This window comes from Acetobacter sicerae (assembly GCF_011516765.1).
In the GTDB taxonomy this organism is placed as follows: Bacteria; Pseudomonadota; Alphaproteobacteria; order Acetobacterales; family Acetobacteraceae; genus Acetobacter; species Acetobacter sicerae.
Map to the genome: position 1 here is coordinate 1 of NZ_JAAABN010000029.1, position 23,482 is coordinate 23,482.

Genomic DNA, 23,482 nt, shown 5'->3' on the forward strand with positions numbered 1-23,482 from the left:
CTTCTGCGGGCCGCAAGACGCTCAATCTGTCGAAACAGGCTCGTGCCGCCTGATCGTTCCTTTATTGTTCATGCCAAACGTTGTTTAGCGTACCATCCACACGATGGCCTCCTGAAGAGATACCTGATGTCTGCTGCACGTAGGAAATATGGCGCTGCTGCTACCATCGGAACCAAATCATTCGGCGAGTAGTCCTCTGGCTGCATACTCAGATCCAGAGTTCTTATGATCCGTCGACCATAAGAATTCAGAGAAACCTCCCGGAACAGAAGCAGGTGCACACGATGAAACGCTTTCAGACTCCCGCGAGTAACCAGTTGTCCGGCTCGTCTCCATGGAGCGTCAGGCCATGCGGCCAGTGTAGCCAACAGCCGTTGCCCCCAGGCAAGCAGATCCCATAAAGGATCATCTGCCGCTGGCTCATCAACTGTGTTGCCAAGATTGTCGCCGCCTCGCAGATAAGTGTCCTCATCCAGGAGCGCGTGACAGCGTGAACACATCACCCGCTGCCGTCCCTTAAACCGAAAAAAAATACCGTGTCGATGACATCTGTGACACCACTTTGTCAGAAACCTGCGATGCCGGATGCAGATGACTTCTCCTGCAAAAGCCCAGCGCAGTCGTCCATACGTTTCCCCCCGCTCCATAATGTCGTTTGCGACACACTCCGGGCACCAGACGTGATCCTGCCGGATCCAGCCCTGCATATTGGCCTCATGTCTCTGACCGAAGGACATTTTTCGAAGAATCTTGATATCGACGGCAGTCTTATGGGCAAGAATTCTGTGATCACGTGCGCTGAACGGTGTCTGGGGGGTAATCGTATTCTGATATCGAATCTTGCCATCGCCATCTTCGACAACGACAATCTCTTCGAATACGTCTTGAGGACTTAACTCAAAAGGCGCCCCCACCCGTGTGAGCCATGACCAGAGTGCCTCACCGTCTAATGGTCGCGCGATAATAGGCCAGTCGATCTGCATGGCAGGCCTCGCATCTTTTCCTTTACTTGGAAATCAATGAACTTTTTCTCGTCTGGTTCGTTTAACCGGATAATTTTACCGCGCTTTATACGTGAATGTGTGCTGCGGTGCGGATGCGTTCTGATGCATGTAAAACACAAGGAAAAGATCTCACTTACTGATCTGGAGTCCAATACCTGGGACGCCATCATGAAGCGTGCGCGCATGCTTCAGGTGATACCCGAGACAGGCAAGGGACGGCGCCAGGCCATAAAGGAAGCAGCCGAAACTCTCGGCCTCAGCGAGAGTCAGATTTATAGACTCCTGAAGAAATTTCGTTCCCGGCGCACGACAAGTTCTCTGCTTCCATGTCCGCCTGGTCCAGAACAGGGAAGTCGCCGTCTCTCACCTGCAATGGAAAAAATCATCAGTAGCACAATAAAAAAGCACTACTACAAACGCGAGAAAGTTTCGACCTCCCATCTTCTGCGCTGTATCGACCAGGCATGCCGCGCACAAAACATTATTCCTCCATCCCGCAGCACCGTAAACCGCCGTCTTCTCCAGGAGGATGTCTGGAAAATGACCGTAGCTCGTGAGGGTTACAAATCAGCGCGTCAAAAGCTCAAGCCGGTGAAAATCGGACTGAGGCCAGAGCATCCACTTGATGTTGTCCAAATGGATCACACACGTGCTGACATTATTGTCGTTCAGGAACATACTGGCGTAACTCTGGGACGGCCGTGGATTACTCTGTGCCTCGACGTCTGCACGCGTATGGTCCTGGGTTTCACCATTGGGTTTGATCCACCATCGGCAACGGTTGTGGCTCTAACCCTCACGCAGACCGTTCTCCCCAAAAGTCAATGGACTGACAGGCACGACATCTCTCTTATGTGGCCAGCCCACGGCCTGCCTCGAATTTTGCATACCGATAATGCCAAAGAGTTTCATAGCCGCGCTCTGCGCCGTGGATGCGAAGAGCATGGCATCCAGATCGCCTTTCGCCCGCGCGGTTCACCTCATTTTGGCGGTCACATTGAACGGCTGATGGGAACACTGATGCGTCGACTGCATGCTCTCCCCGGCACGACCTTCTCCTCAGTAGCGCAACGTGGCGACTATCCGTCCGAGAAGCGAGCTATTCTGACGCTGGAGGCGCTCAGACGTCACATAGCCCTGAAACTCCTTCTTCCCTGACGGAGTGAGCCCCAGACTTCCATTTGACCCTGTACGATTCACAATAGATTTCCTGCCATATGAAATGCGGACCGTCAGACGTGACGGACTACATCTCTTTGGCCAAGTCTATTACGATACAGTACTGAACTCGCTCATTACCCCTGAGAAATCACGTTTGCGCGTTAAATATGATCCGCGTGATCTTGGTACCGTCTTTCTGGAGTTACCATCACGAGATTACGTAAAAGTACCCTACGCCGACCTCGGTAAGCCGCCCATCAGTCTGTGGGAGCATCGAGAGAACACTAAAATAAAAGCAAGGATTGGTCGTGCAGATATCAACCACGCCGCCATTTCCTACGCTACGAAAGAACAAGAACGACTTCTGGACGATGCCATCCGGCAGGAGCGTAGACGGTCTGGGCAGCGAATGGCCCTGTCACAGGCACCCACCACCAGAGATGACACCCCGGCCAAAATTCCGGATGTCGATGAAGTCAACGCATGGAAAACGGAATTTCTGTCATGACGCAGACCTACCTCCATCTGCATCCAGATGCCCGCAAGTGGGCGTCCGAAGATGGGGACAGTCGTATCGCACGTATAAGAAACAGTGCTGTCTGGATCGCCAATTCCTATTCCGAGCAAGCCATCGACGTGTTTCAGGATATCATGCAGCAGCCGCCCGGACGGCGCATGCTCAATGTCCTGCTTACGGCGGAGTCAGGCATGGGGAAGACGGCCATTCTTGATCATTTTGCACGCAAACACGCTCACCCTTTCGACCAGCAATCGGGGGTCCGGCGCCAGCCGGTTGTCGTAGCGCTCATGCCACCCAACCCGTGTGAGTATGAGTTTCTGGACCAGGTCATGATCGCCGCCGGAGCCCCCCTGTCTCCGCACCGAACCAGCCGTGCGACGACGTTACGTGAGATGGCGATGCGGGTGCTCGAGACGATCGGAACACGCGTTCTTATTGTTGATGAGATTAACTCGGTACTGGGTGGTACTGCGCGTCAGCAGAGACTTTTTCTTCAGCTGCTCCGATTTCTCTCAAATTCTCTCAGGATCGGCTTTATTTGTGCCGGCACACCGGAAGCCAGGCAGGCGCTGATGTCCGACCCACAGCTGCGTTCTCGCTTTCTGGAGGTTGACCTCCCCGTCTGGTCCCCGAATTCGGAGCTGCAACAGTTTTTGAACCGGTTGGTGCAGACGTTGCCGCTACGTGAACCGTCTCCCATTGATAGCCCTGCGCTGCGCCGTTTCATCATTGAGCGGTCGGGCGGCGTCACCGAACATATGTGCCGCGCGTTCCGGCGCGCAGCCGTCCGGGCCATCCAGTCCGGTCATGAGTGTATTGACCTCGAAACGCTCATGACCCCTGACGTCTGGCGAGGGTCCGGTCGCCCGGCCGCCCCGGTGCTCCTCAGACGCTCTCCTCTAAGGACGGTCGACACTCCGTCCGTTCAATAAACAGATCGGCAAGGAACGCCCCCGGGTACAACCCTACGGCTGAGCAGAACGGGCACCGCCTCGTTACCCCCTTTCGGTATACGACATGAAGACGGCTTTAGCAGTCATCCCGCGTTTCAGATCCTGACGCTTACTCAAAGGACGATCAAAGGAGTTCTTCGCATGAATCGTATTGTCGCATGTCGTGTATTGCCTGTGCTGCTACTGCTCTGCCTCGGCGTGTCAGACGGTCGGGCACAGCCAGCCGGACAACCGGCTGTTGGAGGGCAGACGTCCGGGGCGCAAATTACGAACATCACGGCGCCGGGGAATCTGGAATCGACGGCGACGCTGGGTTGCATCACGCTCGACAGGGCTGCGGCGAAGAACAACCCTGTCGACCTCTTTCTAGCGGCCAGGGCCTGCATCAATGCTGGCTGCTTCGAAGCGGCTGCCCCCCTGTATGTCTTCGCCGTGCTCTATGGCCACTTCGACATGGATCGCGTTGCGGACGAGTCAGCCCATCAGGCGATCGGCGCGGTGCGAATGGAAATCTACGGAGACCTGTCGAAGACGCAGGAGACGGCGTTTAACGCACAACTCAAACTGACCGTTCACGATCCCAAGGCGCACGCTGCTTTCTGCACGGTGGCGTCCAGGATAGGACCCCCGGATTACTTTCCGCGCTACATGATACAGCACGGCATGGGCGCCTTTCTGGGGAAAGGCGGCGACAGACTGGTCAAGGAATTCAATCCCGCCGTGACCTGGAGCAAGCTCATGAAGGACCAGATGAAGTGTCCAGTATGAGCCCGGCGTGACATGGATCAAGTGTGTCGTCAGTTCGCGCGCGGCAGTTCCACGGTATTTACTTCCTCGACATCGCGCAGCTGTCAGTGTTCGCTAATTATGCGAAATTTCGCATAGACTATGTTTGCCCTCGCTGACGTTGAAACTCCGGTTCTACAAATCCGTCATGCCTTGGCGGACGATTTACACATCGGTTGCCCGGCGTTACAAAACCACTGAATTTTAGGCTCACGGTGCCCGGCACCCCACCGCTCAGGGATAAACGTGCGCTTCTCCAAAACGGAAAAGCAGCTTACCCCCTGAGCACTCTATCTGGTGAGGTGTCCCTACCGGAACGGCGGCTTCCGCCTCATGACGGATATGGGGCGCTCCCACTCACATCCCGATAGCGGACATAACTGCTTCAAAGTCTATCAGTCGGTTGATTCAGAAAGCGACACGGAGAAGTATTCAAAATGGAAAGAAATTGAAATCTTCAGGTCTCCTATTTCCAGATGGCTACTCTACCCAATTGTCCTTCTTCTAAATATTTAAGTATGATCGGAATCGACGACCAAATTATTTTCAGCATGTTGCAAAGTATGTATTCATATTACAAAGTATTTATGTGCATTTTAATTATGGAAGACAATAAATATGCAAGAACTCACGACAAGATATGAAACTGGAGAGAGACTTCGGGATGCAATCCTTACCGTGATGGCTGGTGGGCATCCGCGTATGTGTGTCGCTTTTCTTGGACCAAGCTGGGTAGAAGATCTGTTCAAAGGAGTTTTGCCGAAAAATGCTAAGGTAATCTGTGATTTGCGGATGGGAGCGACGGTTCGCGCGGCGCTTAAAGCTGGCGGTGCGCCGAACAATAAACGGTTACGACACCTTCCAGACCAAGAGATGCACGGAAAAATCTACTTGTCGGACAAAGGGGCGGTGGTGTGTTCCGCAAACGCCTCAAAAGCGGCGTTGTCTGGCTCGAACCGGATTGAGGATGGCATTTACGTGACGCCCGGTAGTGATATGTACCACGATATTTGCCAACAGTTCGCACTCCGCTTTAAGGTCGCAAAGCAGATCGACCAACCTGCCGTGGATCATGCGCCGCTGTTCGGCCCCGCAGGCCAATTACCGTCCGGTCTTACACTTATCAACGCCCTTCGCCAAAACGCTAGTGCATTTAAAGGTATTTACTTTGTATGCTCAACTGAGGTTGTAGATAAGGCGATCCGCGACGCAGCTGACCAGAAGCTGGCAGAAGAAGACAAGTATGTTTCTGAGGGAAACACTTCTTCCACCGCCCGGCATGAGCATTTCTCGAATTGGGGTATCCTTCCGGCAGAATGGCCAGCACTATTCTTTTCAGTCCACAGGGGGCCACGCGGTGGCATTCACCTCAGCAAAAATGATAGCTCGCGGTTTTTAGAAGGCGTTCAAGGAACTGATGGTAGAGAGATCGAAGACGTCTTCGTGTCACGTCGACTCGATTGGAATGCAATTGGTCCTGCGTTTGGCGACCTGCCGCGTCTTGCAAGTCTTCGTGATTGTCGAGACGAACTAAAAACCATCTTTCCGACGGAGGAATCTTTCAAATTTTACGAGGGTAAGATCCTCACAGGCGATAAATTCGTAGCCCATTTACCCAAAAATGAAGAGGAGTAGTGGGTTTTTGCGGCAATATATTGGGTAGACACGCCCAATTGAGATGGTTCTAGGAGTCCGCCAGTGCAAGACGCTGTTGAACGTGCAGCGCGTTGGTCAGACTACAGTGCGCAATTGCTGTCATGAACATTGACTGTACGAATGACAGCTTGTCTAACTTTCATGTCAAACAGCCGACCTTCCGCTCCCCCCCCCCCAGACCGCCCTTCAACCTGCGCTCTGGCGTCAGTTTGTATTCACGCAGATATTGACGAAAGGCTCCACCCGTACAGGGACGCGGAAATCTGGCTTGACATACCGCGGCGTCCTCCTCCGGTGCTTCTTACCCGGAACCGTCGCTGACAGCCTGATTGTCGGTTCGCTCGATACGCACTTCGGCAAAGGGAATGTCTTGCGCGAGAAAGACCTCTCCCTGCTTTGCAAGCTCAAGGCCGGCAAGGAAAGACCCTGCCACCGCACCCCGAAGCCGCAGCCGGTCGGATCCCCTGCCCCCTTCCTCGCTTTCGTCCCTGACTCTGGCTGCCAAATCCACAAGCGGCACACTCTGCGCCGCCTCCAGCAGGCGGATCAGCTGCTCCCGGGCTTCGGACAATGTCGGAAATGGCAGACGGGAAACCGAAAGAACCACTTCCTTCAGGGGCAGTTCTGGCCGCCCTTCGAAAACCAGAAGGCTGGCCCACAGGAAAGCCACCAGATCTCCTTCACTGGCCGGGCCAGCCCCATCCTGCCTCCCGGAGACGAACACGTCCCGACCCAGCTGCTGACGGCCTGACAGCCACGTTGCCAGCCCTCTGGCCTGTGCTTTCAGAGCGGCGACATCGCGGGGAGGTCGCTCCGTCGACTTTTTCCCGTCCTCTCCCCCTTGGTCCGGCGTCAAGGCCGCCAGATGACGCCGTGACCAGTTCCAGACCAGCGTGGCCACACAAACCAGCCATTCACCCTTCTCCGTCAGGGAGCGGGCATGGTCCGACAGCACAGCATCAAGCTGTGCCAGGGCGTCGGATGCCTCATCCAAGCCAGGATCGGGCGACCAGAATAGAGCCGGATCGTCAGAACGATGGAGCGACATCGAGCCGGAAAACCAGCGGGAACCACCGATCACGCAACGCTCCGACAGCCTGATGCGGAGAACCGCCGAGACTGAAAAAACTCCACCCCGCCACCGCATGGTCGGCCTGCAACTGCCTGCCCGCGTTCGGGCGCCGACGCTCCACCACCCGGCGCAGGGCAGCGACTGTGCCCCAGTGCGCTTTCAGCCAGGCCACAGCATCTGGCGTCCCCTCCCCGCTCTCAAGCAGGTCTGGCGGGACAGGCAGCAGCCGGTGTAGGTCCAGCGGGCAGGCCCACGCTTCCGCAGCCCGCGCCAGATCCGCTGCACGGGCGCGGACAACGCTGTCAGCCAGCTGACGCGCCAGCAGATGACAGCCTTGCACCGAAAGGCCGCGCTGCAAGGTGGGCCGGCGTCCCAGCAGAAGAAACAGATCCTCTTCCTGACGCGCAGGATCGAGGATCCATGGGATGACCCCGGGGCCACGGGCAGCAGTCCGGAAGGCCGACAGCACGTCGACCGGGCCATACACCGTCAGATGATGGCCGACCCAGCCATCGGGGTCGGATGCGAGCGCTTCTGCCGCTCCATGATCTTTTGGCGGACGACCCCGTTTGCCATGACGCGGGGTGGATTGACGAGGCGCACGGTCCTGCCGCGGCGGTAGATGGTCCCAGGGAAGATCCCCGGACGTCACAACCCCACCTTGCCCGCCGGACTGTCGCGCAGCCGCTTCTCGGTCTGGATGTAGCCGTGCGTCGTTCGCGGATCGCGGTGCCGGACATGCGCGCGAATATCCGCTTCCGGGACGTCAGCATAATAAGCCTCGGTGATGAAACCCGAGCGCAACCCATGCGGACTGAGGGCTGCCATTTCCTCGTGGGTGAAACCCGCAAGGGCCGCGCGGCGGCGAAGGATCTGTCGCACGGCGTCGGGATGCAGCGCACGGTCGCTGATCTGCCCTCCTGATTCGACTTTCCGAAACACGGGTCCGGCCTTGTGCCTGACCAGATCCCCCCAGGCCCTGAGCGCGTAAACAGGACAGGTGGCCGCGGTCTCGCCCGCAGGCAATCCGATCGTGACCCCCTGCCCCTCCTGGTCGGTCTTGCTTGCGGCAATGGTCAGGGCGAGCCCGTCGGGTGTCTTTTTCAGATCCTCCATACGCAGGGCCACGAGTTCAGACCGTCGCAGGGCCGCGGCAAAAGCCACCAGCAGCAGGGCCCGGTCCCGCACGCCGCTGACGTCGCCACCACAGGTGGCCACCAGCCTTCTGACAGTGTCCACGCGTAAGGCCCGCGCCTTGCGGGTTGGCCGCCTCAGCCGGCGCAATACGCCACGTAACGGCCCTTCAATGTCACGATGGCCCGCATCCCACGGGTGCCCGCCAAAACGGTGCGCCTTGGCGATGGCGGCAATCCGCCGCCGGATGGTTGCCGGCGCGAAGTCTTTCTCCAGACTGGCGATATAGGCCCCGACCGTCGCAGGCTGCGCCGGAAGTGCAATGAACCCCATCCGGTCGCACCACCCCAGAAAATGCTGCCAATCAGAGCGGTAGGCACGCAAGGTCGCATAGGCCGTAGCGTCTCTCGCCGCAGCGCGGGCCGCCTCCAGAGCCGCCTGCCCTGCCCTCGACGGCAGCCGGACACCCTCATCGCCTGGGATCGGTTCGGGGCAGTCGGGAGGAAGCTCATGCATCGTCATCAGTCATGATTCTGGCGGAAAAGCGCGTTCCCGGCAAGTTTGCAATTACATCACACGTGATAAGTGGTATTATCACGTCTGGTGGCTCCCGTTATCTTTTCTCCCAGTCAAATTTATGCCCGATTTTATTATAAACCGATTTATATCAATTGCTTACGAAGGTTTCATTCCGCCTCATAGGCTTTCTGAATCCAGCGACTTGCACTATCTATGGACAATTCGTGCTTTTTACAAACAGGGCACTCGCATGTATATTTTCTAACCATTTGATTTTATTTGAAATTATTTTCGCATTAATAACGAACTCTGACAGCCGTGTCCTGAGCGGGATCGTAGAGGTGGACCCCATTTTTCGGACAGGTGTCTAAGCTCTCATGACCGTCATTAGGGGAGTGCAGTTGCAAGAAGCCTACACCATGACTGGTGTCTGGTGTGACCAAAAACTGATAGTGGACCTGACGGGTGTGCCGCGAGCCGATCGACGACGATTGATCATGCTCTCATCCGCGGGTTGGCTACCGCATTTCCCATTTCCGTCGTGGGCCTTCCTCTCTCTATAGACGGGCGTCGGTCGAAACCTGCCCCAGCTTACAACGAGGATTACCCATCTTGCCTGGTCTTCGCGGCACGCCCGTCAGGTCCGATGACCGGGCGAAGGAAGCCGTGTCAGGTTGGTTGCACACGGCGACCGATATCCCAGATGAAGCCGACCAGCTCGCGCGCGATCGCCGTGATTACTTTCGGCAAGGCTTTACCGGATGCCGCTAAAGTTCGGTAGCGCTGGCACAAGCGAACTTGCGCCTTCCATGCAATTGCCCTGATTTCCTCTGGCAAGTCCTCGACACGCGCCCGATAACGGCGCTCCTCGCGTGCCGGCAGGCGGTATGACCAGGCTGCCTCAACCAGCATTGCGCGTGTTTCTCGGTTTCCGGTTTTTGTGATGGCGCCGCGACGGGTACGGGTGCCACTGGAAGCCTCTGATGGCACGAGACCAAGCCAGCCCATGAGTTGTTTGGGTGTTTCAAAACGGCTGAGGTCCCCGATTTCTGCAGCAAGCGTTATGGCCACGATGGGGCCGACACCGCGCAACGCCTGCAATGCCTTTACTACTGGCGCGAGTGACCAGCGCGGTAACGCCTCCATGAGTATGGTGTCCAGTCGATCGCAACGCTGCTGAGCTTCTTCAATGCGTCGGATGCTTTCACCCAAAATAAATTGCTGATGTGGTATTTCAAATGCCTGACTTCCCAGCCATCTCCAGTGCGCTTTTGTCCAGTTCGTACGACCGGTGAATTTACGCCCATGGCGCAACAGAAACCCCAGAAGCATCTGTCGGCTGGCAACAAGATCCTGTCTGACCTGGCGCCGACTGCGTACGAGGTCTCGCATAGCCTCGTGTGCCGGATCCGGGATCCAGATTGCCGTCAACTCACCCGATCGCAACAGTCGCGCCAACATTTCGGCGTCTCTCCTGTCCGTCTTCACCCTGTCGGCTGGCTTGCGCGGTATTACAGATGGGGCGATGACACTGCAGTCCATACCCATGCCCAGCAACTGGCGATGGATGCCGTACCCGCAGCCACCTGCCTCATAGCAAAAGTGGAGTGTCGCATCAGGCGTAGCCAGGCGCGACACCAGACGTCGTATGGCCTCGGGCGTGTTGAGAATTGTCCCGTGGAACCGGATTTCTCCCGATCGCCCATCGTCTGCAACAGCCACGGCAATCGTCTCTTTGTGGACATCCAGACCGATGAATTTTATCGTCGACATTGTCATTCTCCTCTCGTGACAAAGTGAGCTTACGCTCCTCCTGACCTCGGAAGGCGAGGCAAATGACGGTCATTGGGTCTATAATCCGACCTGAGAGAGGACGGGCTTTATGGGTAAGGTTACCCATCAGATAGACGCCGACTCTACCTGCCTCATGCCCTTCACATCCACTGTCAAACTGCGCCAAACAGTCATTTGTCCGTTGCAGGCCCTACGTCAGCCTCCACGATGGCAACACAGAGGATGCCGGGACGATACGGACCCTCGAACAGGTCCCCCAGAGCGTAGCGGGATTTCCAGGTGATCCGGCGTTGCAGAGCGTGCCAGGCGCGATCGTGCACGAGATGACAGCGCTGGCAGAGAGCACGCAGGTTGTGAAGTTGATTGTTGCGAGGATCGTGATCGAGATGTGCAGCAGCCAGAATCACCCGGGTTTCGTGCACCTTGATCAGTTCAACGAGATCCGGCCCTTCGGTTTCACGCCCTCTGGCGTCCCGCCAGTTTCCTGTGTCCTCATCGAACCAGCGGCCAGAGGACATCACCCGGACCCGCTGGCCATGCGGACTGCCGCAGACCTGACACCGTCCCTGCGCTCGTTCAAACCGCACGCGTCGGCTGATCTGTGGCCAGTCGGGAGGGTAAAGCCACCTGAGTTCCGGGCGGATAGGCACAACCTATGGTCCTAAAAAATGTCACCTTTCGTGCTCGTAGCATGGCGCGAAAAGAACCGCAGGAATGCGCCGAAATGATCGACTGCTTTCGCCTCATTCAAGACATTAAAAACACTGAGATGCGAACCGAAAAGTGGCCATTTGTCGTCCCGATTTCTGTTAGCGCTCAGCTTGCATGAGATTGTTTGGCATTCACTCTGCCAACATCATTTCCAGAGAACGAAAAACTCTTTCGTCCTCGCATTGTGTGACATTGAACCGCATGAAGGAGGAAGAAGACTGGCTCACACTGAAGACATTTCCTGGAGCATGGATGATTTTATCAGCCATGCTTCTCAGCGCAATCTCCGTTGAATCCTGTCCATCAGGCAGTCGGCTCCACAGATAGAAGCCGCCTTTCGGTTCAGTCCACGGCAGTATCCCCAGTGCCGCCAATTTGCGAATAACCGTCTTTCGGGATTTTTCCAGCCGCCGCTGGATCTCCAGCATGTGCTTGCGGTAGCTGCCGCCTTCCAGCACATCTGCGATTACTTCGGTGGTCACCGGACTGGGGCCACCGAAGGTGGTTGCCACCTGAAGGTCAATCAAACCCTCAATCAGATCCTTCCGGGCCGCGATGTAACCACATCTCACCGAAGCAGACAGGGTCTTTGAAAAGCTGCCAATGCGGATGACATGCTTCAGCCCGTCCATCACTGCCAAGCGGGGCGACGGCACCGTTTCAAAATCTGCAAAAATATCGTCTTCAACAATCAGAAGGCCTGACGCAGTGGCAGCGCTGAGCAGACGAAAAGCCGTCGGAGAAGACAGAGTTGCGCCAGTTGGATTGTGGAGGGCTGAGTTGGTAATGTAGAGGCGCGGTTTTTCCTGCAGGACGATCCGCTCGAAGGCTTCGGTGTCCGGGCCAGTTGCAGTGTATGGTACCCCGACAATCCGGATTTCGTGAGCCCGCAGCAGGGCCTGAAAATTGAAATAACAGGGATCATCGACAAGCACTGTGTCCCCGCGTCGCACCAGCAGGCGGCAGATCAGATCGACAGCCTGTGTGCCTGAGCCTGTCAGCAGAACCTGATCCGGACTGATATCGAGCCCTCGTTCGGCAAACTGGACAGTCAGGAGACGCCTTAAACGGAGCGCTCCTCTAGTGCTGCCATAGTCCGACAGGATGGTGTTCTCTCCACGTGCCACGGCTCTAAATGCTTTGCGAAGCGCTTCATCAGGCATCCAGCTTGTGGGAAGCCAGCCGCATCCCGGCTTCAGGACAGTTGGGTCTGTGTCCAGAGACTGACGCGACACCCAGAAGGGATCAATAGCCCGTGCTGCCAGGGTAGTAGCATTCGTCAACGACAGAGGAGGAGAGACACGCCCTGTAACATAAAAACCAGAGCCTTGCCGCGGCGCGATAACCCCCTCGGCGGCCAGACGATCGTAAGCCTGAGCGATAGTAGACGGTGAGGCCTGCATGGTTTTGGCAAACTGTCGGATAGACGGCAGGCGATCGCCAGGTACCAGAGCGCGCGTAGCAATGCGCTGCCTGATCGCCTCCATGATGGCGGAAGTGCGCGTCGGTTGGTGTGCCACTGCTAACCTCAAAGATTGTATGGAAGTTTTTACCAATACAGTTTTTTATAATTGTATTGAATTGTAGCTATCCTTGGCAATTCTTGCTCCGTAAATTCAGGCCAGAGTTCTGAGGGGCATGGTCCGCAAATGCGTTCCAATTCTCTCCATTACCCATTCTTTCAGAAAGGAAGGATCATGAGTCGCTTTCAGGTGACAGAAAAAATCATCGCGACGAAAGTCTCCAAGGGACTGGCCTGGACGGATGTCGCAACCCGCGTCGGCGCCAGCAAGGAATGGGTCACAGCCGCTTGTCTGGGCCAGATGACTTTCAGTCCGGAGCAGGCCATCGTCGTGGGGGAAATCTTCGACCTGACGGATGAAGAGGTAAAGTGGCTGTCGGTTGTCCCATCGAAAGGTACGCTGCCCACGGCCATCCCAACCGATCCGGTCCTCTACCGATTCTACGAAATGCTGAATGTGTATGGCAGCACGCTCAAAGCCCTCATTCACGAGGAGTTCGGAGACGGCATCATGAGCGCCATCGATTTCAGCATGGATATTCAGCGCGAGGCAAACCCCGCCGGAGACCGCGTGAAGATCACTCTGAACGGAAAATTCCTTCCTTACAAACAGTTCTGATCAACGCTTCAAAACCTTGGAAAAGACAGAGTCATGCATATCGCCATCCTCACCTTCGACGGCTACAATGAACTTGACTCACTCATTGCTCTCGGCGTGCTGAACCGGGTAAAGAAACCGGGCTGGCGTGTCTCAATTGCGTGTCCCACACCCCGTGTGACCTCCATGAACGGAGTGGTCATTGAAGCCCAGGCCTCTCTGGAAGAGGCCAGCAAGGCCGATGCCGTCCTGATCGGCAGCGGCATGCTGACCCGTGACGTCGTCGCCGATCCGAAGATCATGAGCCGCCTGAAACTCGATCCTGCTCGCCAACTGCTGGGCGCGCAGTGCTCTGGAACACTGGTTCTGGCAAAACTTGGTCTGCTGGATAACATCCCGGCCTGTACCGACCTGACAACCAAGCCCTGGGTTGTGGAAGCGGGAGTAAAGGTTCTGGAGCAGCCGTTCTTTGCCCGTGGCAACATCGCCACCGCCGGTGGCTGTCTGGCATCACACTACCTAGGGGTTTGGGTTATTGCCCGTCTCGAAGGTCGCGAGGCAGCGGAAAGCGCGCTGCACTATGTCGCTCCGGTTGGGGAAAAAGAACTCTATGTCACACGCGGTATGCAGCACATCACCCGCTACATGCAGACCGCAACATCAAGCGCTATCTGAAATCGATGGGCATCAATGTTCCATCCGATAACACGGCACGGTCAAACATGTCACTTTTCCACGGCCTTTCGGCTTTTCCAATTACCCCCGCCAACGAACATGGCGTGGTGGACATGGATGGTGTCATGCGCCTGACGGCGTATCTGTCGGCCAGTGACGTGGATTCCATTGGTTTGCTGGGGAGCACGGGGATATATGCCTATCTGAGCCGTACCGAGCGCTGTCGGACCGTTCGAGCAGCCGTCAAAGCGGTCGGAGGCAAAACTCCGCTTATCGTGGGGGTCGGCACGCTACGCACGGACGATGCCCAGAACCTTGCACGTGATGCCGCAGCCGCGGGCGCAGACGGGCTATTGATGGCCCCTGTGTCCTACACCGCTCTGACACAGGAAGAAGTCTACCAGCATTACAAAGCCGTGGCCGAGGTCACGTCCCTGCCGCTTTGCATCTACAACAACCCAAGTACGACCCATTTCAGTTTTAGTCACGAACAGCTTGAGCGGCTGGCGAACGTTCCCAACATCGCCGCCGTGAAAATGCCAGCCCCACCAGAAGGTGCTGTCGCACAGGAACTGACCAAGCTGCGATCCTGCTCGATTAGAAAACTCGCCATTGGCTATAGTGGAGACTGGATTGCGGCGGAAGCCTTGCTGGCCGGATGTGATGGATGGTTTAGCGTTCTTGGCGGCTTTTTGCCGAATCTGGCCAAGGCGCTGGTAGAGGCTGCCCGTAACAGTGATGCAGCCGATGTGGGCGCTTTTTCGCGAATTTGGAAGCCTGCGTATTGCGTATGCCGCCATCAACCTTCTGGGACTCTCAAGTGCTCAGCCTCCTCGACCTGTTCTGCCGCTAACGTCTAAAGATCAGCAACGGGTTGCAAATGCTCTGAAAGCATGCGCAGCAACCGAGTGCAAATGAAAACATCCATTTCTATACTAAACCAATCGAAAACAGATTGTCCACTCTCCCATGATCTGCCTGTCTGCTTAGTGCTACAAGGAGCAGACAGGCGGCAGCCGCCTACATGGCAGACATCCAAATGGTTGTGACGGTTGCCCGAAAGCCGACATCGCAGCGCGAAAGAAGCTGGGCCGGCCTCCGGCAGGCTGCCTTCGAGCGGTGATGCGCAAAAGCCTGACATTTGTCCAAAACGCAGCGGGTTCCGCCGATACCCAGAATCAGCAGTTCCGAGTTCCCTGCCTTGTGCTCACTTACCCGGTCAGCCCCGCCAAAACCCGTCCTTCCTGACCCGCGATGAGGCGTCCCGGACTAGGGATGACAAGAGATGCTGAACACGCATTTTGACTGTGTCAGTGTTCGCAATTCATGCGAATCCCGCGTTCCAAAATTCCTAGATGCCTTTTTGATCAAAGATCGTGCGAATTTTTGCAGATTAGGACGAATTGTGGCGTGCTAATAATAATTCCGCCATCCCGTCCAGCCGAGCCTTGTGTCGTTCCCAGTCTGGCATGACACGTTCCAGAAGTCCCCAGAATGCCGCGCCATGATTATGCTCCTTCAAATGACAAAGCTCATGCAGGATGACATAATCAATGCAATCTCTGGGAGCTTTCACCAGATGTGGGTTCAGCGTGATGGTGCCACCCGGCGAACAGTTGCCCCACTGAGTCTGCATCACCTGAAGCTTCAGAGCGGGGGACGTTGCCACCCACAGCGTTGTGGGAAGGAGGGCAGAGAGGCGGTTTCGAAACACCTCCTGTGCCCTCGTAAAATACCAGAGTTCCAATAGCTTCTGGATCCGCAGAGCGTGACGTTCCTGCACGGACACTTCCAGCCGCCCACGGAGCATCCGCACTGTCTCTGGCGCATTGGGCTGATAATGCACTTTCAGCAGATGCCGCCGCCCCAGATAGAAATGGCTTTCCCCGCTGACATAGGTGCGCGGTGTGGCATGCTCCTGCACCGCCCGGAAGTCCCGCAGCTTCTGCCAGATCCAGCGGGTTTTCTGGTGAAGCGCCTTGTCCAGATCAGCCTCTGTCGTGCCGTCTGGGACAGAAGCCTCCACACGCAGGTCCGGATGCACCTTGATCCGCAGGGTTGTGCCGGCGCGCGCTCGGGGAATCAGGTTCACGCGGATCTGCTCCCCTCCATAGGTCAGAATGCGAGAAGGGCTTTCTTCCATTTCAGCCGCGTAGGGTATCAGCAGGACCGGCTCGCATGATCTGGATGACCTGCTCGACAATCTCCTGCGCCTTGTCCACGCCAAAGCCTGTCTTCTGGCCCGTGCTGAACAGGAGAGGAAGCAGTTCTTTCCTGACCGTCTTTTCCATATCCGGGCGACTGAGCGAGTTCTCCCGCACGGCCTTGTCCACGATGCTGTCGATCTCGAACGCCAGATCAATCCAGCGCTGGTTCTCCTCGTCCGTCTGCTTATGGTTGAAGATGGCAGCCAGTGTTTTGAGGAATACACCATAATAGGCCTGGGCATGGCGATGCCCGTCAAAAACAGATGGAATGTTCTCCAGTTTGCGTTTCGCTACCTGTTCCTCAAATTCCTGAAACAGCATGAACTGCTTGAGGGGATGGTCGAACAGGCTCTCTGCCTCTTCAATCACCTTGCGCAGCAGGGCCGAGAAAGCCTCCTTCGCATAGGGATCATCCTGCATCTCGTGGTCGATCATTTTCGTCACACGGGTGCGGATCAGATCCGTCTCGTTGCGGGTTTTCTCCTCGCTCCAGTTTTCGGGTTCGTTGTCTTCGGGCTTCTGGCCCATCTTGCCAACAGCATAGAGCCCTTCGGACTCATGGATCTTCACACCCGCCACATGCCGGTCCAGCAGCTTTTTGACCTGCTCGGCATATTGGTCGAAGTCCACGGTTTCACCGGTATCCTGCAACACCATCTGACGCAGACTGCTCAGTTGCTTCAGCGTCTCCTTGTAGATGATGCGGTCTTTTTCCGTGAAGCTGGTGTCTTCAAAGAACGCCACAGATTGCAGAGCCACCTTCAGACAGGCGGCAAACTTCGTCAGCGCCTCATAGAAATCATCCCGGCGCTTGAGGTTCACGTCCACCATCTGGCCGTGCTCTTCCACCATGCGGGGCATGAGGACGGCGCGAAGCTGCTGGAGGTCGCTCCTGTTCTTCACGCCCTCAAAAATGGCCCACAGCGCTTTGTGCAGGGCAGGGAGTTCCCGGTATTCCGTGCTCATCTGGCTATACAGCCCGGCAATATCCTTCGGGTCATATCCGCCGACATTCTCGGCTGCCAGCTCGTCATACCGGGCCAGCGTGGTGTCCAGTTCCGCCAGAATGCCCCGGTAATCAATCAGCAGCCCATGCTTCTTCTGGTCATGCAGGCGGTTCACACGGGCAATGGCCTGCAACAGGTTGTGCTGCTTCAGCGGCTTGTCGATATAGAGCACCGCATTCTTCGGTTCATCAAAGCCGGTCAGCAGCTTATCGACCACAATGATCAGCCTGAGGTCCGGGTCTTTCTCGAAGCGCTCAATAACCCCGCGAGTGTAGTCATCCTCGCTCTGACTGCCGACATTCGCTTTCCACCAGTCCTGAATTTCCGGCTGCCTGCGCTCATCCACTTCCGTATGGCCCTCGCGTGTATCAGGCGGGCTCATGACGATAGCGCTCTCGAACAGACCGACCTCATCCAGATACTGCTTGTAGCGGATGGCGGAGAGCTTGCTGTCACAGGCCAGCATACCCTTGAGGCCGCTGTCGATGTTGCTGTCAAAATGCGTGGCCAGATCCATGGCGATCAGCCGGATGCGGTCATCCGCTTTGTAGACCTGATTGGCGCGGGCAAAGCGCTTCTTGAGGTCCGTGACCTGCTCTTCCGTCAGCCCCTGCGTGATGCGCTCGAACCAGGCATCAATGGCGCGGTCATTCACATCCAGATCGGGCTTACGTTCTTCATAGAGCAGAGGCGTCACCGTCTTGTCCGCTACAGCCTGCTGCATGGTGTAGGAATGGATGATCTTGCCAAAGCGACTGGTGGTCTCGCTGCCCTTGAGCAGGGGCGTGCCTGTAAAGGCGATGAAGGCGGCATTGGGGAGCGCATGCTTCATGCGGGCATGGTTCTCCCCGCCCTGACTGCGATGCCCTTCATCCACCAGCACGATGATGTCCGCGCTGTCATTATGACACTCGGGTAAAGTGGTCGCGGTGTGGAACTTGTTGATGAGCGAGAAGATGATGCGTTCCTGCCCATGCCCAATCTGCTGCGCCAGGCGGCGACCTGAGGTGGCCAGTGCCTCTTCCTTGTCCTTTTTGTCCGCCAGTTCGCCGCCCGTGGAGAAGGTCGTGCTCAACTGGCGTTCCAGATCCTTGCGGTCCGTCACCACCAGAATACGGCACTGTTTAAGGTCCTCATCCAGAATGAGCGCCCGACTGAGAAACACCATCGTAAACGACTTGCCGGACCCGGTGGTGTGCCAGACCACGCCACCCTCACGTCCGCCATCGCTGCGGCGGGACTTGATGCGCTCCAGCAGACGCTTGATACCAAAGACCTGCTGATAACGCGCGACGATCTTGCCTGCCTTGCGGTCGACCAGCGTGAAGAACCGCGCCATCTCCAGCAGGCGCTCGGGCGAGAGCAGGCCGATCAGCAGCCGGTCCTGAGCCGTGACATGCAGTGGACGGGAGGCCCAATCCTCGAACCATACCCGGTCAGAGGCCTTGCGTTCTGCAAACAGCGCGTCTTTCTGCGCCCCTGAAAGCGGTGCGTTCTTGAGCGCTTCCATCCGGCTTTCGGGAATGTCCTCTTCCTTCCAGCTGGCCCAGAATTTTTTGGGTGTGCCGCAGGTGCCATAGCGCCCGTCATGGCCGGTGATGGAGAGCAGAAGCTGGCTGTAGGCGAAAAGTTGAGGGATTTCATCCTTGTTCTGATTGCGGATGCTCTGGGAAATTCCGGCCTCAACCGTCGGGCCTTTGCCCGGCTGGCCATCAGGACGCTTGGCCTCGATCACGGCCAGCGGAATGCCGTTGACGAAACACACGATATCCGGCCTGCGCGTCTGTGTCAGATCCGTACGCAGGACGCTGAATTCTTCGGTAAAGGTAAAGCTGTTGTTTTCCGGGTTCTGCCAGTCGATGAGGGCGATGGTCGGGTTGGCCTTGCGTCCGTGGATGAACTCGGTAATGGCGATGCCGAACAGCAGATGCGTCGTCATCTTTTCATTGGCATCACGCAGGCCGGAGACGAAGTCCGGATGCGTGACGTGAGAGACAAGCCGCTCAATAGCCTGATCGGACAGACTGTGCTCCTGTCCTTCAAACGTAAAGCGACGTTTTTTCAGTTCTGCCCGCAGGAGGGTGTCCAGCACCACAGCGCTCTGCTTGCCGCCCCGCAAGGCCGGTGCTTCGGATGGGGGCAGAAACTGCCAGCCGAGTGTGCTGAGCAGGGCCAATGCGGGTAGTTTGGCGCTGTATTCTTCCTGAAATTTTGGGGCGGGAGCCATGGTTTTCAAATATCCTGCGAACTGAAATAACTTAATCGACCGTCACGCGGCGTTTGCCGGTGAGAAGCTGCTGCATCAGGGCTTTTTTCTCGGCACGCAGGCGGGAAAGGTCGGATTTAAGGGCTGTGATTTCTTCGTCTGCTGTGGTCAGAACAGCAGCGATGGCTTTTTGTTCAGGAAGGGGGGGTATATGCAGAATTTTCTTCCCGAGGTCAGAGATTTTTAATGCAGGTAAGCTGGTCCCAGAAGCAATTTTTGAAAAATCTATTTCGGTTAGAATATAAAAAAGATAATTGTCACAATATCCTTTTTTAGCCTTTGCGTAACCTAAATGCCCAACAATGAAAGTTTCAGATTTAATTTGAGCTCTTTGGTTTAGGAGGAGTGATGCGCCACTCTTCGTAAAAAGCGTAGCTCCATTTGGTGCTGGAGACATTCGATGGTCATTGATAGCTTGAACTGTGATCTTGTCTCTACTGCTTGGAGCCCAACGTCCCGTTGATGCCCCAAGATCTGAGACACGCAGAAAATCATGTCCAGTTTCTGAAAAATAATGTGCCTCTTGAGGGGCTGTATTACCTGTCCCAAGTTTAGAAATATCGGATAGCCGCAGGGTTTTCCACTCCCCCGTGAACCCCGGCAGGCGTTTTTTGCCTGTGAGGAGTTGCTGCATGAGGGCTTTTTTCTGCTGCTGGCTGTTGGCCAGAAGCTTCTCAGTCCCCTCAATCGCACGATCCCACGTCGAGAGGATCGCCGCGATCTTCTTCTGTTCGGGGAGAGGGGGGAGTGGAATCTCAACCTGTGATTTTCCATATTCTGAGTTGGTAAAAAGACAGAGGTAAGTAGGGATGATTTTTTGTATGTCAGGGCGAGCTATTACGATATCGATCGCATTGCAGCCAGCATATTGCGGAGTTACCACGCAAGCTGTGCCGGGATAGCCTGTACGAACGACCAGAACATCCCCAGTTTTCAACTCACTTTTTTTATTTTCATTGTGGCCTTTGTGAGAAAAATAGACCCAATCTGAGTTGTTGACCTGACCTTCTTTCACATTGGCTGAACGAAAAGCTTTAATACCTTCGCTTGCAGAGACGTAATATTGTGATGGTTTAATAACAACGCCCACAGAAACGGATCGACAGACTTCTGCAACAGATCGTTTTTTCCAATCTTCAGGAAGCATAACCGAGCTCCTTCAAATAGACGTCCATCTGCGCTTCCAGCTTTGCCAGTTCCGCCTTGATTTCCGCCCGTTCGGCCCGCACGGCGTTCAGGTCGATTTCCTCTTCTTCCTCAAACGTATCGACATAACGCGGAATGTTCAGGTTGTAGTCATTCTCTTTGATCGCGTCCGGTGTGGCGAGGTGGGCGTATTTGTCCACGTCCTTGCGGGCGCGGTAGGTGTCCACGATCTTCGTGATGTTCTCTTCGGTCAGCACGTTCTGGTTCTTGCCAGCTTTGAACTCTCGGCTGGCGTCAATGAACAGCACATCCTTCGTCTTGCGGTCCTTGCGGAAGATCAGAATGGCGGCTGGAATTCCCGTGCCGAAGAACAGCTTTTCCGGCAGGCCGATCACGGCATCAAGCAGGTTTTCCTCAATCAGCTTCTGGCGGATTTTGCCTTCCGAACTGCCCCGGAACAGCACGCCATGCGGCACCACAACCCCCATGCGGCCCGTGCGGTCTTTCAGCGTGGAAATCATGTGCAGGATAAAGGCGTAATCGCCCTTCGTCTTCGGCGGCACACCACGGGCGAAGCGGTGATGCACGTCCTGCTCCGCCTCATCATGTCCCCATTTGTCGAGACTGAAAGGCGGGTTGGCCGTCACCACGTCAAAGCGCATCAGGTGGTTTTTATCATCCAGCAGCTTGGGGTTGCGGATGGTGTCACCCCATTCAATGCGGTGATTGTCCTCGCCATGCAGGAACATGTTCATCTTGGCAAACGACCATGTGGAGCCAATGGCCTCCTGCCCATACAGGGCGTAATCCCTGCTGCCCTTGTGGTTCTGTGTCACCTGCCGACCGCACTTCATGAGCAGGGAGGCCGAGCCACAGGCCGGGTCACAGATGCTCTCACCCGGTTGCGGGTTCAGAATGCGGGCCAGCAGTTCACTGACTTCCGGCGGGGTGTAGAACTCTCCGGCTTTCTGCCCACCACTGGCGGCAAAGTTCTTGATCAGGAACTCATAGCCATTGCCGATCACGTCCAGATTACCCACGCGCGAGGGACGCAGGTTCAGGTCCGGCTTATGAAAATCTTCCAGAAGATGGCGCAGAATGGTGTTTTTCTGCTTCTCATCGCCCAGCCTGTCAGAGTTGAAGCTGATGTCCTGGAAGACGCTCTTGCCTGCGTCCTTCAGTTTGGTGCCGTTGGCTTCTTCAATGGCGTGCAGGGCTTTATCAATCCGCTCGCCGTTTCCGGGGGCGTTGCGCTCTTTATGGAGCGTATAGAAATCCGAGCCCTTGGGCAGAACAAAGCGTTCCTGCGCCATCATGGCCTCGATCAGGGCGGGGTTGTCGCCGTATTCCTTTTTATAGCTGTCATAATGGTCCTGCCACACATCGGAGATGTATTTCAGGAACAGCATGGTCAGCACGTAATCGCGGTAGGTGTCGGGGCTGACGGTGCCACGGAAGGTATCGCAGGCGCTCCACAGCGCCTTGTTGATGGTGTCCTGTGAAATCTGCTCGGTCACGAAAAAGCTCCTGAATCAAAGGCCGGATTTGAGACGGTCGGAAAAGAGGTCGTTGGCGATAGCGGTCATCGTGTCGCGATTACGGCGCGCAAGTTGCTCAAGCAATATGCGCTCCCGCGCCATCGCATGATCAAGTGCGACAATCGCTCGTTGCTGGACCATAGAGGGAAGCAACACCGGAGCGTCTTCCAGCATGGTACGGGCAATATTGCGCACCTGTGTGGAGCTTTGTGCGGTCTGCTCAAAGTGACGTACGCAGGGAGCCTGCCCAAGCCACCAGGCCAGCCACTCCGGGATGAGGTCCTGCCTCCCGGTTCGCAAAACGTAGAAATGAGGTGCCGCTACAGTGCGGTGCTGTTCGACGTATGTATCGACCACCACGCCATAGATCTGGCTGCCTCGGTTGGGAAAGAGAACATCACCCGCGCGCAGCCAGTTCGGAACTTTGCGCCCCGGAAGAACAGTCCGCACGCAGGTGTCCCAGGCGATGGTGCGGCTGGACGTGATATCACGCATCTGCACCACAACAGCATCGCCGTCCGTCCGCCCTTCAATGGCGCCGCGAAAGGGGTATCCGAGCGCGACACTGGCTACAGTGCTGATTAACATTTGCTATGCACCAATCTGCTTCGTGCACCACAATGATACGGCAGCGATGACGCGTCAAGGAAATTTTACACCAATGGAGATGGTGTAAAATAAAAGATTCTCTAAGTTCAACTGCAACGCCGATACAGGAGATCCAAAAATCGCTGCGCAGTCCTCATATTTCAAAGAGTTCGCTCATCGGGGTCTACTGCTTCTTTCGGCAATGTGAACGCAACCTCGGGTTTCTCCACGTTCTCACGGGACTTGCAGCGTCCCGCCATAATGCGACGCGTTTTTTTAGCGTCAGCTATTTTCTGCCTACGGACTCTTTCGTTTCGTCGCAGCCTCTCATTCTCTTCCGTATGCAAACGCTCTGCGGTGCTCTTGAGCGCCATGAATAAAGCAGATCCAAACTCAGGCGCCACTCGAAACAACGAACGGTTTTCTGCCTCATTCATTTGCCCGAGAAGCCAACGAAAATCTCGTCCCCAAACAGCGTCGCAGACGCCGAGAGCAGTATGTTCCTTTGCCCTGAAGAGGCCATCGTGTGGAAAGTACGCTAAACAACGTTTAGCATGAACAGTAGAAGAACGTCTGGGTAGCGTGATCTTGTCTGAGGGCAAGTCGCTGTTTCTTTGTTGAACAA

The 23,482-nt window shown here is 56.0% G+C and carries 21 protein-coding genes; 8 read left to right on the forward strand and 13 right to left on the reverse strand.

From position 1 onward, the window contains the following. Positions 1-68: 68 nt before the first annotated feature. On the reverse strand, positions 69-983 hold the full coding sequence (locus GVI59_RS19490) for a TniQ family protein (RefSeq protein ID WP_173575261.1): 915 nt from the start codon (positions 981-983) through the stop codon (positions 69-71). Between the two features lie 123 nt (positions 984-1,106). Between GVI59_RS19490 and GVI59_RS17010 the strand changes: the two genes are divergently transcribed. The 5 genes from GVI59_RS17010 (at position 1,107) to GVI59_RS17030 (ending at position 6,059) form a co-directional block, all read left to right on the forward strand. Then, positions 1,107-2,162 carry a DDE-type integrase/transposase/recombinase gene (locus tag GVI59_RS17010; RefSeq protein WP_173575262.1) on the forward strand — a complete coding sequence of 352 codons (1,056 nt, stop codon included), beginning with the start codon at positions 1,107-1,109 and terminating at the stop codon, positions 2,160-2,162. Positions 2,163-2,166: 4 nt separating this feature from the next. Then, a complete protein-coding gene (locus GVI59_RS17015; protein ID WP_338422119.1) occupies positions 2,167-2,673 on the forward strand; it encodes a Mu transposase C-terminal domain-containing protein in 507 nt (168 codons plus the stop codon). Beyond that, positions 2,670-3,617, forward strand: coding sequence for a TniB family NTP-binding protein (locus tag GVI59_RS17020; protein WP_173575264.1), 948 nt, complete (start codon positions 2,670-2,672; stop codon positions 3,615-3,617). The genes GVI59_RS17015 and GVI59_RS17020 overlap by 4 nt, the downstream gene beginning before the upstream one ends. Before the next feature lie 162 nt (positions 3,618-3,779). After that, positions 3,780-4,406 (forward strand): hypothetical protein, encoded by a 627-nt coding sequence (locus tag GVI59_RS17025; RefSeq protein ID WP_173575265.1) that lies wholly within the window; start codon positions 3,780-3,782, stop codon positions 4,404-4,406. Positions 4,407-5,042: 636 nt separating this feature from the next. Next, positions 5,043-6,059, forward strand: coding sequence for a phospholipase D-like domain-containing protein (locus GVI59_RS17030; RefSeq protein ID WP_173575266.1), 1,017 nt, complete (start codon positions 5,043-5,045; stop codon positions 6,057-6,059). 322 nt (positions 6,060-6,381) lie between these two features. Here GVI59_RS17030 and GVI59_RS17035 read toward each other — a convergent pair whose 3' ends face one another. The 6 genes from GVI59_RS17035 to GVI59_RS17060 all read right to left on the reverse strand — a co-directional run bounded on the left by GVI59_RS17035 (position 6,382) and on the right by GVI59_RS17060 (position 12,830). After that, entirely contained in the window at positions 6,382-7,161 is a 780-nt protein-coding gene (locus tag GVI59_RS17035) for a hypothetical protein (protein ID WP_173575267.1), read from the reverse strand. Beyond that, positions 7,109-7,804: a hypothetical protein gene (locus GVI59_RS17040; protein WP_173575268.1), complete on the reverse strand. Its 696-nt coding sequence runs from the start codon at positions 7,802-7,804 to the stop codon at positions 7,109-7,111. The genes GVI59_RS17035 and GVI59_RS17040 overlap by 53 nt, the downstream gene beginning before the upstream one ends. Continuing rightward, entirely contained in the window at positions 7,801-8,808 is a 1,008-nt protein-coding gene (locus GVI59_RS17045; protein ID WP_173575269.1) for a site-specific integrase, read from the reverse strand. Before GVI59_RS17045 ends, GVI59_RS17040 begins: the two co-directional genes overlap by 4 nt. A 666-nt stretch (positions 8,809-9,474) precedes the next feature. Further along, entirely contained in the window at positions 9,475-10,578 is a 1,104-nt protein-coding gene (locus GVI59_RS17050) for an IS110 family RNA-guided transposase (RefSeq protein WP_408736629.1), read from the reverse strand. A gap of 191 nt (positions 10,579-10,769) precedes the next feature. Further along, on the reverse strand, positions 10,770-11,249 hold the full coding sequence (locus tag GVI59_RS19170) for a hypothetical protein (RefSeq protein WP_173575271.1): 480 nt from the start codon (positions 11,247-11,249) through the stop codon (positions 10,770-10,772). 192 nt (positions 11,250-11,441) lie between these two features. Then, positions 11,442-12,830: an aminotransferase-like domain-containing protein gene (locus GVI59_RS17060; RefSeq protein ID WP_338422120.1), complete on the reverse strand. Its 1,389-nt coding sequence runs from the start codon at positions 12,828-12,830 to the stop codon at positions 11,442-11,444. 177 nt (positions 12,831-13,007) lie between these two features. On the opposite strand from GVI59_RS17060, the gene cynS reads away from it, so the two are divergent. The 3 genes from cynS to GVI59_RS17075 are packed head-to-tail and all read left to right on the forward strand — an operon-like array spanning position 13,008 to position 14,965. Then, entirely contained in the window at positions 13,008-13,451 is a 444-nt protein-coding gene (gene cynS / locus GVI59_RS17065; RefSeq protein ID WP_173575272.1) for a cyanase, read from the forward strand. A 33-nt stretch (positions 13,452-13,484) separates the two neighbouring features. Then, on the forward strand, positions 13,485-14,105 hold the full coding sequence (locus GVI59_RS17070; RefSeq protein ID WP_173575273.1) for a DJ-1/PfpI family protein: 621 nt from the start codon (positions 13,485-13,487) through the stop codon (positions 14,103-14,105). Between the two features lie 47 nt (positions 14,106-14,152). Further along, positions 14,153-14,965: a dihydrodipicolinate synthase family protein gene (locus GVI59_RS17075; RefSeq protein WP_242013189.1), complete on the forward strand. Its 813-nt coding sequence runs from the start codon at positions 14,153-14,155 to the stop codon at positions 14,963-14,965. A 533-nt stretch (positions 14,966-15,498) separates the two neighbouring features. Here the strand turns inward: GVI59_RS17075 and GVI59_RS17080 are convergent. The 6 genes from GVI59_RS17080 to GVI59_RS18885 all read right to left on the reverse strand — a co-directional run. Then, the gene (locus tag GVI59_RS17080) at positions 15,499-16,248 is read right to left on the reverse strand and encodes a M48 family metallopeptidase (RefSeq protein ID WP_173575274.1); all 750 of its coding nucleotides are present in this window, start codon (positions 16,246-16,248) and stop codon (positions 15,499-15,501) included. 1 nt (position 16,249) lies between these two features. Continuing rightward, positions 16,250-19,546 carry a type I restriction endonuclease subunit R gene (locus tag GVI59_RS17085; RefSeq protein WP_173575275.1) on the reverse strand — a complete coding sequence of 1,099 codons (3,297 nt, stop codon included), beginning with the start codon at positions 19,544-19,546 and terminating at the stop codon, positions 16,250-16,252. A gap of 31 nt (positions 19,547-19,577) precedes the next feature. Next, positions 19,578-20,732: a restriction endonuclease subunit S gene (locus GVI59_RS19175; RefSeq protein WP_194299173.1), complete on the reverse strand. Its 1,155-nt coding sequence runs from the start codon at positions 20,730-20,732 to the stop codon at positions 19,578-19,580. Next, positions 20,722-22,248, reverse strand: coding sequence for a type I restriction-modification system subunit M (locus GVI59_RS17100; RefSeq protein ID WP_173575276.1), 1,527 nt, complete (start codon positions 22,246-22,248; stop codon positions 20,722-20,724). Before GVI59_RS17100 ends, GVI59_RS19175 begins: the two co-directional genes overlap by 11 nt. A 15-nt stretch (positions 22,249-22,263) precedes the next feature. Beyond that, positions 22,264-22,857 carry a restriction endonuclease subunit S domain-containing protein gene (locus tag GVI59_RS17105; protein WP_173575277.1) on the reverse strand — a complete coding sequence of 198 codons (594 nt, stop codon included), beginning with the start codon at positions 22,855-22,857 and terminating at the stop codon, positions 22,264-22,266. Positions 22,858-23,018: 161 nt separating this feature from the next. Continuing rightward, positions 23,019-23,482, reverse strand: a 464-nt coding sequence (locus tag GVI59_RS18885) for a hypothetical protein (RefSeq protein WP_206752378.1), incomplete at its 5' end; no start/stop codon positions are given.